The sequence below is a fragment of the Ferruginibacter sp. genome, assembly GCF_028288465.1.
Lineage (GTDB): Bacteria > Bacteroidota > Bacteroidia > Chitinophagales > Chitinophagaceae > Ferruginibacter.
Genome location: NZ_JAQBNR010000001.1, coordinates 35755 through 48586 on the forward strand (window position 1 = coordinate 35755; position 12832 = coordinate 48586).

The 12832-nt window shown below is 40.5% G+C and carries 12 protein-coding genes; 8 read left to right on the plus strand and 4 right to left on the minus strand.

Features of this window, described 5'->3' with window-relative positions; translation table 11 throughout:
- Positions 1-47: 47 nt before the first annotated feature.
- The 3 genes from dxs to JWR61_RS00195 all read left to right on the plus strand — a co-directional run bounded on the left by dxs (position 48) and on the right by JWR61_RS00195 (position 3996).
- Positions 48-1982 (plus strand): 1-deoxy-D-xylulose-5-phosphate synthase, encoded by a 1935-nt coding sequence (dxs, locus tag JWR61_RS00185; RefSeq protein WP_301925883.1) that lies wholly within the window; start codon positions 48-50, stop codon positions 1980-1982.
- Positions 1983-2326: 344 nt separating this feature from the next.
- Positions 2327-2719, plus strand: coding sequence for a 30S ribosome-binding factor RbfA (rbfA, locus tag JWR61_RS00190; RefSeq protein WP_290339934.1), 393 nt, complete (start codon positions 2327-2329; stop codon positions 2717-2719).
- A 53-nt stretch (positions 2720-2772) separates the two neighbouring features.
- Positions 2773-3996, plus strand: coding sequence for an FtsX-like permease family protein (locus JWR61_RS00195; protein ID WP_301925884.1), 1224 nt, complete (start codon positions 2773-2775; stop codon positions 3994-3996).
- A gap of 99 nt (positions 3997-4095) precedes the next feature.
- Here the strand turns inward: JWR61_RS00195 and JWR61_RS00200 are convergent, their stop codons facing one another.
- Positions 4096-4932 (minus strand): transketolase, encoded by an 837-nt coding sequence (locus JWR61_RS00200; RefSeq protein ID WP_301925885.1) that lies wholly within the window; start codon positions 4930-4932, stop codon positions 4096-4098.
- Between the two features lie 267 nt (positions 4933-5199).
- Here JWR61_RS00200 and JWR61_RS00205 point away from each other — a divergent pair, with 267 nt between their 5' ends.
- Both JWR61_RS00205 and frr read left to right on the plus strand, forming a co-directional pair.
- Positions 5200-6324, plus strand: a complete 1125-nt coding sequence (locus JWR61_RS00205; protein ID WP_301925886.1) for a glycosyltransferase family 4 protein — start codon at positions 5200-5202, stop codon at positions 6322-6324.
- Positions 6325-6405: 81 nt separating this feature from the next.
- Positions 6406-6969 carry a ribosome recycling factor gene (frr, locus tag JWR61_RS00210; protein WP_301925887.1) on the plus strand — a complete coding sequence of 188 codons (564 nt, stop codon included), beginning with the start codon at positions 6406-6408 and terminating at the stop codon, positions 6967-6969.
- Between the two features lie 81 nt (positions 6970-7050).
- Here frr and JWR61_RS00215 read toward each other — a convergent pair whose 3' ends face one another.
- A complete protein-coding gene (locus tag JWR61_RS00215; protein ID WP_301925888.1) occupies positions 7051-7488 on the minus strand; it encodes a type I restriction enzyme HsdR N-terminal domain-containing protein in 438 nt (145 codons plus the stop codon).
- Between the two features lie 69 nt (positions 7489-7557).
- On the opposite strand from JWR61_RS00215, the gene JWR61_RS00220 reads away from it, so the two are divergent.
- The 3 genes from JWR61_RS00220 (at position 7558) to JWR61_RS00230 (ending at position 10926) form a co-directional block, all read left to right on the plus strand.
- Entirely contained in the window at positions 7558-8328 is a 771-nt protein-coding gene (locus JWR61_RS00220) for an AMP nucleosidase (protein ID WP_301925889.1), read from the plus strand.
- A gap of 128 nt (positions 8329-8456) precedes the next feature.
- On the plus strand, positions 8457-9533 hold the full coding sequence (locus JWR61_RS00225; RefSeq protein WP_301925890.1) for an Ldh family oxidoreductase: 1077 nt from the start codon (positions 8457-8459) through the stop codon (positions 9531-9533).
- A gap of 70 nt (positions 9534-9603) precedes the next feature.
- A complete protein-coding gene (locus tag JWR61_RS00230; protein WP_301925891.1) occupies positions 9604-10926 on the plus strand; it encodes an aspartate kinase in 1323 nt (440 codons plus the stop codon).
- Between the two features lies 1 nt (position 10927).
- Here JWR61_RS00230 and JWR61_RS00235 read toward each other — a convergent pair whose 3' ends face one another.
- The gene (locus JWR61_RS00235) at positions 10928-11392 is read right to left on the minus strand and encodes a DUF962 domain-containing protein (protein ID WP_301925892.1); all 465 of its coding nucleotides are present in this window, start codon (positions 11390-11392) and stop codon (positions 10928-10930) included.
- A gap of 296 nt (positions 11393-11688) precedes the next feature.
- A complete protein-coding gene (queA, locus tag JWR61_RS00240) occupies positions 11689-12738 on the minus strand; it encodes a tRNA preQ1(34) S-adenosylmethionine ribosyltransferase-isomerase QueA (protein WP_290339944.1) in 1050 nt (349 codons plus the stop codon).
- Between the last annotated feature and the right edge of the window lie 94 nt (positions 12739-12832).

Below are 12832 nucleotides of genomic sequence, written 5' to 3' on the forward strand. Positions count from 1 at the left end.
CGTGTAAAGCGCCTGAAATAGTAACTTTGCACCGCAAAAAGTAAACAATGGATATCAAAGCCGGCAAACTGTTAAGTGAAATCAATAGCCCTGATGACCTTAAAAAACTAAGCAAAGAACAATTGCACCTGGTTTGTGATGAACTTAGGCAATACATCATTGACGTTGTAAGTGTGCACGGTGGCCATTTTGCTGCCAGTTTAGGTGTGGTGGAACTGAGCGTTGCACTGCATTATATCTTCAATACACCGTATGACCAACTGGTATGGGATGTAGGTCACCAGGCTTACGGACACAAAATTTTAACCGGCAGGCGGGATCAGTTTCCTACCAACAGAAAGTACCATGGCTTAAGCGGTTTCCCCAACAGGAACGAAAGTGAATATGATACATTTGGAGTAGGACATTCGTCAACATCCATCAGTGCGGCTTTGGGGATGGCAATGGCCAGTTATTATAAGGGCGAAAAAGATCGTCAGCATATTGCCGTAATCGGCGACGGTGCTATGACGGCAGGTCTTGCTTTTGAAGCTATGAATCACGCCGGCATCGCCAATAGCAACCTGCTCATTATTTTGAACGACAACTGCATGAGCATTGACCCCAATGTGGGTGCGTTAAAAGAATACCTTACTGATATTACCACCTCTCATACCTACAATAAAGTAAAGGATGATGTTTGGAACCTGCTGGGAAAATTACCCGTTGGAACAACTTTTTCCCGCTCCATGGCGCAAAAATTAACCGATGGTTTAAAAGGCATGGTGAGCAGCAGCGCCAATTTATTTGAAGCGTTGAACCTGCGTTATTTTGGTCCCATTGATGGACACAATATTACCAAGCTTGTTGACACTTTATCTGATCTTAAAAATATTCCCGGCCCTAAATTATTGCACATAAAAACGGTGAAAGGCAAAGGGTATGAGCTGGCAGAAAAAGACCAAACCAAATGGCATGCCCCAGGCCTGTTTGATAAAGTAACCGGCGAAATACAAAAGAAAAAATTTGACATTCCTCAGCCGCCCAAATACCAGGATGTATTTGGCTATACCATTATTGAGCTGGCTGAAATGAATGATAAGATTATGGGAATTACCCCGGCAATGCCGAGCGGATCTTCCTTAAAATACATGATGGAAAAAATGCCCGACCGTGCTTTTGACGTCGGCATTTGCGAACAACATGCTGTAACCCTGAGCGCTGGCCTGGCAACACAGGGCATGCGGGTATTCTGCAATATTTATTCTTCCTTCATGCAAAGGGCATATGATATGGTAGTGCATGATGTAGCCATACAAAAACTACCGGTAGTGTTTTGCTTAGACAGGGCAGGCCTTGTAGGCGAAGACGGCGCCACGCATCACGGTTGTTATGATATAGCCTATATGCGTTGCATACCCAACATGATTATCAGTGCTCCGATGAATGAAAAGGAATTGCGCAACCTGATGTACACATCGCAATTAACTACTACTACCAATCCTTTTGTTATTCGTTACCCACGCGGCGAAGGCACTATGCCTGAATGGAAAACGCCATTTGAAGAAATTCAGATTGGCAAGGGAAGAAAATTAAGAGATGGACAGGATGTAGCGATTCTTTCTTTTGGTCATCCCGGTAATTTTGCTGCCGCTGCAATACGTGATGTAAAAGCAGAAGGCATTAACCCGGCGCATTATGACATGCGTTTTGTAAAGCCCATTGATGAAGAACTGCTTCATGAAGTATTCAGCAAATTCAACAAAATAATTACCGTTGAAGATGGAACCGTTGTGGGCGGTTTTGGTTCGGCTGTACTGGAATTTATGAATGCCAACGGATACAAAGCCAATGTAAAAATCATGGGTATTCCTGACCGCCTGGTAGAGCATGGTTCTGTGAAGCAACTGTACGATGAAATCGGCCTTGATGCCAATGCGATTGCTGCGACATTGAGAGAGATGGTAAAGGATAAGGTAACTGTTGCTACAACTTTCCAGTAAAGCTTAATCTTATCGCATTTGATAATATTAGCCATGCAGTTGTGCTCCTATTTAGCTTCATTGGCGTAGCACTCCTGTACATTTTTTTATTATTGAAGATTTTTCATGCAGTTCATAGAGCAAAAACTTCTAAATACATTACAGCTACAATAATTGTTGCAAAACAATATGGCAACTGAATTTATTAGTATTGAATTTAAATTAATTCATTCAAGGTTTACCTGACTCCAATTAAAGTATTGTTTCAGGAGATTTTCATCAAACCGCTACATCTTCCACTGCAATTTGCTCTCCGGTAAAGTCCGGTAAAACTGATTAACTTTGCATCTTATAAGAATTACACAATGACAACAGAAACAAAACGACAAAAACAAGTGGCCGGGCTGATTAATGAAGAACTCAATGATATTTTTCGTCGTATGGGTATGACTATGATGGATGGCGGTATGATTTCCATTTCATCTGTAAAAATCACACCGGATCTATTTGAAGCCAGAGTTTATCTCAGCATGTTCCAGGTAAAAGATACACAAGCATGTTTATTAAAATTCGAAGAGAAAAATAAAGAAATTCGCAAGGAACTGGGCACCCGCGTTCGCCACCAGTTGCGAAGCATTCCCGAGCTTAAATTTTTTATTGACGATACGCTGGACTATGTTTTTAAGATGGAAGAGTTATTTGAAAAAATAAAAAAAGACGAAGGCGCTGAACCAAAACAAACGAATGAAGGCGAATAAAAATCACTATCAATTTTTAACTGCTAAATAATCCGCCGCGGTGGAGACAGGATATGTATTTAACTTTTGCGTGGCGGTATTTCAAAGCTAAAAAAAGTGCCAACGCCATCAATATCATTTCCTGGGTAACGGTTGGCGTAATAACCTTCGCCATCGCCTGTCAAATACTTGTACTAAGTGTTTTCAACGGTTTTGAAGGGTTGGTAAAATCTTTGTACGCTTCATTTTACGCAGACATAAAAATTATTCCCACCAAAGGAAAAACATTTACACTAACCAACAACCAGGTTAAATTAATAAAACAGCAGCCGGGAATAGCTGCCGTTTCTTTAATTGCCGAAGACAAAGCATTGTTGCAAAATGAAGATCTGCAAACAATTGTATTTCTGAAAGGAGTTGACAGTAATTACGAAAATGTAACCGGTGTGGCAGCCAAGACTTACCAGGGAAAGTTTAATACAGGTACCATTGATGAGCCGGGTTTAGTTGTTGGTGCCGGAATACAAAATGCCGCTGCCGTCAATGTTGATGCTGCTTTTAAAGCATCCAGCCTCACACTTATCTTACCCAAAAAAGGAAAGGTTACTACATCAGATCCAATGCAGTCCATCAGCGAAGGCACGGTTAAAGCAACCGGTGTATTTGCCATTCAGCAGGATTTTGACAATAAATACGCCATCACCAATATCGATTTTGTAAAACAGCAAATGGGTTTCGGTACAGATGAATACAGCAGTGCTGAAATAAAAATCAACAGCCAGTTAAGCGCTGCCAGTATTCAAACGCAACTGAATTCCTTACTGGGAAATAATTTCACTGTGCAAACAAAATATCAGCAAAATGCTAACCTGTACAATACCATGCGGATGGAAAAATGGATTATTTACGCTGTACTCACACTCATACTTTTTATTGCTGCTTTTAACATGGTAAGCGCATTGACTATGCTGGTGCTGGAAAAACAAAAAGATATCAGCGTTTTGCAGAGTATGGGAGCTGATAAAAGTATGATATTGAAAATTTTTCTCAGTGAAGGCTTGTTGCTTGCAGGAATTGGTACAGTAACGGGTATTTTGCTCGCACTGATTGTTTGCCTGTTGCAGGTAAATTTTAAAATAGTCAAATTACAGGGAGGCTCCTTTCTGATAGATTATTTTCCGGTACAACTCCAGTTAACAGATTTTATACTTGTTGGTTTAACGGGAACACTCATCGCCTTCCTGGCTTCCTGGTTGCCCGCCCGCAAAGCTGCGAGGCAACTGATTGAATTACGATAACAATCTGAAATAAACAGCATAAAAAAAGCTTCCTGCAACGGAAGCTTTTTTAAACTATCTAAACCTGTATTCATTAAACAACAGGCAATAAAATCATTCTTAATAATCTCCCATTGTTTCAGGTAGCTGCGCCAACGCTTTTTGCAATTGTTCGTCATTGGGTGCAATTCCGTGCCATTCATGGCTTCCCTCCATAAAATCAACTCCTTTACCCATGGAGGTTTTCATCAAAATAACAACAGGTTTACCTTTTCCTGAAAGCGATTTAGCCTTCTGCAAACCCGCCACGATTTCATCCATATCATTTCCTTTGTCCAGGTGAACCACTTCCCAGCCAAAAGCGGTAAACTTGCCTGCCAAATCGCCCAGGCTCATTACTTTATCTGTCGGGCCATCTATCTGCTGACCGTTCCAATCAATAGTTGAAATTAAATTGTCCACTTTTTTGTGAGCAGCAAAAAGAATCGCTTCCCAGTTTTGTCCTTCATCCAGTTCGCCATCTCCGTGTAAAGAAAAAACGGTGGAGGAATCGTTATTCAGCTTTTTTGCCAGTGCCGCACCCAAAGCCACGCTCATTCCCTGGCCCAAAGACCCGCTTGCAATGCGTACGCCGGGTAAGTGTTCATGGGTGGTAGGGTGTCCTTGTAAGCGGCTGTTTAATTTTCTAAACGTGGCCAGTTCCTGTATAGGAAAATAGCCGCTTCTTGCCAAAACACTATAAAAAACCGGTGAAATATGGCCGTTGCTTAAAAAAAACAGGTCTTCGCCTTCCCCGTTCATATCAAACGCGGGATTGTGTTTCATAATATCAAAATACAAAGCTGTTAAATAGTCTGCACATCCTAACGATCCGCCCGGGTGGCCACTTTGAACGGCATGAACCATTCGTACAATATCTCGTCTTACCTGGCTGGCTGTTTCTTTTAAATTGGTCATTTTTTAAATTTTTGTATGCAAACCTACTTCAATTAGTATCATCTCCAAAGTAAAAAAAAATATGTATGAGCCCCATTAATAATAAGTTCATAATTTATGCGTTAATTTGCTGTAAAATTGTTCGGTTTAAAAATTGTTTTTTATTTAATCAGTCAATATAAGATTTACCATTCATACCATATGCTTGTAAGTTGCTTGCTGTATTCCGATAATTTTAGCCTTTTTTAGGTATTTAGTTGTAATCATTACCATATTAATCGTGCATGCATGGATAACATAATACTCAGTTTCGGCCTGGCATTCCTGATTACATTTTTCGCTATCCCCATTATTATCGAAGTGGCAAGGCGAAAAAAATTATTTGACGAACCTGATGAGCGGAAAGTTCACAAAATGGTTATTCCCACGCTGGGCGGCCTTGGAATTTTTGGTGGATTTATTTTAGCCACCCTCATCGGTTCCCCTGAAGGCAGTCATGAGTTACAGTATTTTGTTGCATCAGCCATTGTAATTTTTTTTCTAGGTATTAAAGATGATATTTTAGTGCTTTCGCCTGCCAAAAAATTCATAGGTCAACTCATTGCTGCTGGTATCATCATTAAATTTGGCGGTGTTCGCATAATGGATATGCATGGCTTTTTAGGGATCACTGTCATTCCTCAAGTTGCCGGTATTGTATTAACCCTATTTACGGTTATCGTTATAATTAATTCTTTTAATTTAATCGATGGTGTTGATGGGTTGGCAGGCAGCCTTGGGCTATTAACATCCCTTGTTTTTGGTATCTACTTTTTTTATGCAGGCCAGTTGTTATACTCTGTAATGGCGCTATCACTTGCAGGAAGTCTTGTTGGTTTTTTATTATACAATCATTCTCCGGCTAAAATATTTATGGGCGATACAGGCTCCTTACTTATTGGCCTGATCAATTCTATCCTGGTAATCAAATTTATCAACATTGCCGGTTCTCAGTCAGTACCTGTTCCATTAGAAGCCGCTCCTGCAATTGGCTTTGCTATATTAATTGTTCCCTTGTTTGATACCCTTCGGGTATTCGCGTTACGCATTTTCAACAAGCGTTCTCCATTTAGCCCCGATAGAAATCATGTACACCATTTTTTACTACAATTTGGTTTTAGTCATCGTAAAATAACGCTTCTTTGTGTAGGGGCAAACATAGGTTTGCTCTTAACCGCTTACTTCCTGCGCAGCTTCGGCACAACCATAGTAGTAGGCATATTAATGATTGTTTCCTGTGCCTTCACTGCGGTGATTTATTATAGCAGGCCAAAAAAGAAGGTAACCGAAATGAAAGATACCAATACAAAAATGCCGGTCGTTAAATATCGCAAAATGACACCTGTTATACCCAATTCCGTAGAAGTAAACTAACTGCTTTTTTTCCACCTCATCATTTATTTATTTGCTTATTGTTCTTTTCTTTAGTTTTGCATCCACTTAATTTTCTATTATATGTCAGAAGAATTAGAACTTGTTAAACTGGATACAGAATCCCTGATGAAAAAGGCGATTACACACCTTGAAACAGAATTGATAAAAATAAGGGCAGGTAAAGCCAACCCGAATATGCTGGATGGTATTGTTGCAGACTATTACGGTTCTCCAACGCCGCTTGCACAAATTGCCAATATTTCTGTGCTGGATGCCCGTACTATTTCCGTTCAGCCCTGGGAAAAGAAGATGCTTCAACCAATTGAGCGGGCCATTATTGCCAGCAATATAGGCATCAACCCGCAGAATGATGGTAACTATATCCGTTTATTTTTGCCGCCACTGACAGAAGAAAGAAGGAGAGAGCTGGTAAAAAGATGTAATGGTGAAGGTGAAACCGGGAAGGTTTCTATCCGTAACATTCGCAGGGATGCCATTGAACAGATAAAGAAATTGCAAAAAGACGGCTTAAGTGAGGATGCGGCCAAAGATGCGGAAGCAGACATACAGGAAAAGACCAACCGCTATATCGCGTTGATTGAAAAACACCTGGAAGCCAAAGAAAAAGAAATTATGGTGGTATAAAAACCGGTTTTTAAAAATTAAAAATGACGAAGCTTGGATAGTTCCAACCTTCGTCATTTTTTTTATTCGCTAGCCGGACCTTTACAAAAAGTCTGGTAATGTATTGATCTCTTCCAGCTGTTGGTTGCAAAGCGTAAATGCATATCCGTAAACACCGTTGGTGATTACCAGGTAAGGTACCTGTAAATTGATATTATAACGGAGTGCCTGGCTTAATACCATGTTGTTTAACTCCACATTCATTTCCTTGCATTCAACCAGCATCCAGGGCTGCGTGTTTTTATCATACACCACAATATCAAAACGCTTTTTTATATCCCCCAGGTAAATTTCTTTTTCTATAGCAATTAATGCCGCAGGATATTTTTTGATTTGTATTAAATGCTGTAAAAAATTTTGCCTTACCCATTCTTCAGGCGTAAGCAAAACCCACAGTTTTCGTACTTCATCAAATATCATTTCTCTACCCGGTTCCTTTTTAATTTTAGCCTGATAATCCGGGTATGTTATCTTTATCATCTGTTGTAAATAATATATTCTGTACTTTTATCAATGGCAAATAAACGAATAAACCGATAAAATAAATAAATGAAAACAAAAGACGATATAGTAGAAAACTGGTTACCCCGTTACACAGGTGAAAAGCTTGAAAACTTTGGTGAATATATATTGCTGACCAATTTTTCTAATTACGTTGCCATGTTTGCCAAATGGAACAAGGTAAAAATTATAGGTACAGACAGGCCCATGCAATGTGCTACCGCAGGCAATATCACGATTATTAATTTTGGAATGGGTAGCCCAGGTGCAGCTACTGTAATGGATTTGCTTACCGCTATCAAACCCAAAGCAGTACTGTTTTTGGGCAAATGCGGAGGATTAAAAAAACGCAATAAAATCGGCGATCTTATTTTACCGATTGCAGCGTTGAGAGGCGAGGGAACCAGCAACGATTATTTTCCACCGGAAGTGCCGGCGTTGCCAGCGTTTATGCTGCAAAAAGCCATTTCAACAACCATCAGGGATTATGCATGTGACTATTGGACGGGTACAGTTTACACCACCAACCGAAGGGTTTGGGAGCATGATGAAGCGTTTAAAGAATACCTCCAAAAGGTAAGGGCTTATGCCATCGACATGGAGACAGCCACCATTTTTACGGTAGGATTTTACAACAAGATTTCAACTGGTGCCTTATTGCTGGTGAGTGATAGTCCCATGGTTCCCGAAGGAGTTAAAACAGAAGACAGCGATAAAAAAGTAACTTCCGAATACGTGGAGCGCCATTTAAAAATTGGTATCGATTCTTTAAAGCAATTGATGAATAACGGACTTACTGTGCGACACCTGCAATTTTAAAATGCAATTGGTCCAAACATTTTTTCATTGATCAGCATCGTTGCATCGCCCTCTTGTACTTTTATTCAAACGCAACTGCTACATTCATTTTAATGCACTTTTCAATTCTCAGTTCATAACAATTTTCAATGGCTTCTAATTATTCTTACCAGCAACTCTATACTTTTTCAAAAAATATTTTTATCAAAATCGGGTGCAGCGATACAAATGCATCAACAGCGGCTAAAGTGTTGTTGTCGGCAGACTTGCGTGGGGTGGACAGTCATGGTATTGCCCGTTTAACTGGCTATATAAGGCTTTGGGAGGTTAATCGTATCAATGCAAACCCAACGATAGCAATTGTTCATGAGACACCTTCTACCGCCACAGTAGACGGTGATAAAGGATTAGGATTGGTGGTAGCACCGGCAGCCATGCAAATAGCGATTGACAAAGCAAAGCAGGCTGGTACAGGCTGGGTAAGTGTGAAGAACAGTAATCATTTTGGTATTGCCGGCATTCACGCCATGATGGCACTGGAAAATGATATGATTGGGATTGCCATGACCAATGCTTCGCCACTGGTAGCACCTACGTTTTCAGTAGAAAGATTATTGGGTACCAATCCCATTGCAGTAGCCATACCGGCAGGCAGTGAGGCGCCTTTCGTTGCAGATTTTGCAACTACGACTGCGGCTAACGGAAAACTTGAAATACTCCAGCGAAAAAACGCACCGACACCCGCAGGCTGGGTACAAACCAAAACCGGTGAACCAAGTACAGATGCCGCTGAAGTTAGAAATGGGGGAGCCTTGTTACCATTGGGTGGCGATAAAGAACACGGTAGTCACAAGGGGTATATGCTTGGCAGCATCGTAGATATTTTTTCTGCCATCCTCAGCGGTGCTAATTATGGGCCCTGGGTACCGCCTTTTCCGGCCTATGTGCCCATGCCCGAAAATATGCCGGGTGAGGGAATCGGGCATTTTTTTGGTGCCATGCGCATTGATGCCTTTCGCCCGGCGGCAGATTTTAAAAAGCACATGGATCAGTGGATACAGCGTTTCAGCGCAGCTAAGACGGTTGCAGGCGAACAAAAAGTAGTAATACCGGGCGAGCCGGAAACGACGATGGAAGCGGAACGTAGGAAGAATGGGATTCAATTGCAGGCATCGGTAATAACTGAACTGGAAGAACTGGCCCAGAAGTTCAGCCTGGAGATATAACATTTCAGGAAAAATTATCCTCATAATCTCCCGCTGATTATATTTGCAATCCAATTTAAAATTTACGGTAATGAAAATAATGAAGTTTGGTGGTACCAGTGTAGGAAAACCAGAGCGGATGCATGAAGTAGCAAAACTGATAACTAAAGATGAAGAGACTAAAATCGTAGTTTTATCAGCTTTGAGCGGCACCACCAATTCACTGGTAGAAATAAGCAATTCGCTTGCAGGCGGCGATAGAAATCTTGCCAAGAAACAAATTGAAACTTTACAGGCACACTACCATAATTTCATTGGCCAGCTGGTTAAAACCGACGCAGCCCTTGCAAGTGCAAAAAATATTGTCACCGAACATTTTGAATTTTTAAACATCATTTTAAAAATCTCCTTCAGCGAAGCACTTAACAAGGATATCCTTGCGCAGGGAGAACTGCTCAGTACCAAATTATTTTCAGTCTATTTAACAGAGCAGGCAATTGATCATGCATTGATTCCTGCGCTGGACTTTATGACGATTGACGCCGATGATGAGCCACAGGTAGCCAGCATAAAAGCAAAGCTGAATGTAGTATTGGAGCGCTTGAAAGACAAAAAGATTTTCATTACACAAGGGTTTATTTGCCGCAATGCAAAAGGAGAAGTAGATAACTTAAAAAGAGGAGGAAGCGACTACAGTGCATCGTTGATTGCAGCTGCGGTAAATGCTTCTGTATGTGAAATATGGACAGATATTGACGGCATGCACAACAACGATCCGAGAATAGTAAAGAAAACATTTGCGATAGAGCAGATGAGTTTTGATGAGGCTGCGGAGTTAGCTTATTTTGGTGCTAAAATCTTACACCCTGCAAGCATCTGGCCTGCGCAATTTTATAAAGTGCCGGTTAAATTATTAAACACCATGCAGCCGGATGCAAAAGGTACGTTGATAACAGAATTGGCGGGTAGTGTAGGGGTTAAAGCAATTGCGGCTAAGGATGGTATCACTGCTATAAAAATCAAAAGTAGCCGTATGTTACTGGCCTACGGTTTTTTAAGAAAAATATTTGAGGTGTTTGAAAAGCACCGCACTTCAATTGATATGATCACTACTTCAGAAGTAGGTGTATCCCTCACCATTGACAGTGATAGCAGCTTGCCTGCAATCATCCAGGAGTTGGAGCCATTCGGTACCGTAGAAATTGACGCTGATCAAACTATTGTTTCTATAGTTGGCAATGAAATTACAGAGACCAAAGATGTAATGGAACAAATCTTTAAATCTTTAAGTGGAATTCCTATCCGCATGGTAAGTTATGGAGGAAGCAGTCACAATATCTCCATCCTGATTCCTAAAAATTATAAAGTACAAACGCTGCAGTTATTAAATTCAGGTTTATTTGGGTTGGAGTGATTTATAGGGATATACCCAATCTTCTATAAATAAAACTCATCAGCCAGGCAGGACCTATCAGCAAAAATTGAATGTCTTTAAAAAAGGAAGGTTTCTTTCCCTCTATTTTGTGCCCGTAAAACTGGCCAATCCAGGCTGCGATAAATATTAACAGCGAAAAAGCCCAGAGCGGCACAAAAAAATGCAGTTCAATTAAGTGACATACCAGCAGGCAAATTGTGCCGAATAAAAGCATGCCAATCCACAGGCTTTTGCTTAGCAGGAAGTAATAAAAAATAATCAGCACAAACGCAATCAAGGCCACATTTACCCGGTGACCTGTTATTTCAAAAGGGAGTTTGATACTATATAGAAATCCAATAATTGAAAAAAAGATGGCGGGTACACATATCCAGTGAATCGTTTTATTGGTAACGTTTTGATGGCTCTCTCCATATTCAGACAGCCATTGTTGTAAGGTCGGCATGACATCGTTTTTATATCTCAAGTTAATTCATCCTATCCATATTCGAAACGGAGACTCGCCGCTAAGGGAGGAGTGCCAGGAAATTATTTATTTTAAAAGCATGCAACTTTTGGTAGTAACTGAATGTCTTAGCATTGGTTTTTCATAGGATATTGGATTTAAAACGGGGAGAGATTTTTATCTCACCCCTTTATTTTTTAGGCCAGTATCCCAACCGGTAACAAATTGCTTCTCAAAGCGGCCCAAAAAAAGCCGCAAATTTTGCAGCTTCTTTTTATAAATATTTCACTTCATTCCTAAACGATCAGCATGGCATCTCCATAACTGAAGAAACGGTATTTGTCTTTAATTGCTTTTTTATAAGCTTCCATTACCACATCATAGCCGGCAAAGGCACAAGTCATAATTAACAAACTTGTTTTTGGCAAATGAAAGTTGGTAACGAGTGCATCAGCAATAGAAAAATTATATGGCGGATGAATAAACATGTTCGTCCATCCTTCTGAAGGTTTTAATAGTTTTTGAGCAGTAAAAGAAGATTCCATTGCCCGCATGGTTGTTGTACCAACAGAGCAAATTCTTCTGCCATCTGTTTTTGCCTTGTTTACAATAGCGCAGGCTGTTTCATCAATGCCATAATATTCAGCATCCATTTTATGTTTGCTAAGGTCTTCCACTTCAATCGGGCGAAAAGTACCAAGGCCTGTATGAAGGGTTACTTCTGCAAAACGAAGCCCTTTGATTTCCAGCCTTTTTATCAATTCCTTACTGAAGTGTAATCCCGCAGTTGGAGCTGCAACAGCACCTTCATGCTTTGCATATACGGTCTGGTAACGCTCCTTATCTTCTTCGTCCGGCTTGCGCTTGATATATTTTGGTAAAGGCGTTTCACCCATAAAGTCCAGCATCGTTCTGAATTCTTCTTCAGTGCCATCCCATAAAAAACGAATGGTACGTCCGCGGCTGGTGGTGTTATCAATTACTTCTGCAACCAGTTCATCATTTTCACCAAAATATAATTTATTGCCAACACGAATTTTACGGGCCGGGTCAACAATTACATCCCACAAACGGTTGGGCTTATTTAATTCTCTCAATAAAAACACTTCAATCTTTGCCCCTGTTTTTTCTTTGCGGCCATACATACGGGCAGGAAATACCTTTGTGTTATTTACCACCATTACATCCTTGTCATCAAAGTACTCGATAATATCACGGAAGTTTCTGTTTTCTATTTCACCGGTCTTACGATGGATAACCATCATCCGGCTGTCTTCTCTTCTCTTGGTTGGGTTTTGGGCAATAAGGTTTAATGGAAGGTCGAATCGGAACTGACTTAATTTCATATTGATCAATAAATTTTGAATGATAACCAGCCCTGATACTGTAGTGATTTACAGAGATATGTAGCCATTGAAAGGCACTTATCATGTTACGGCA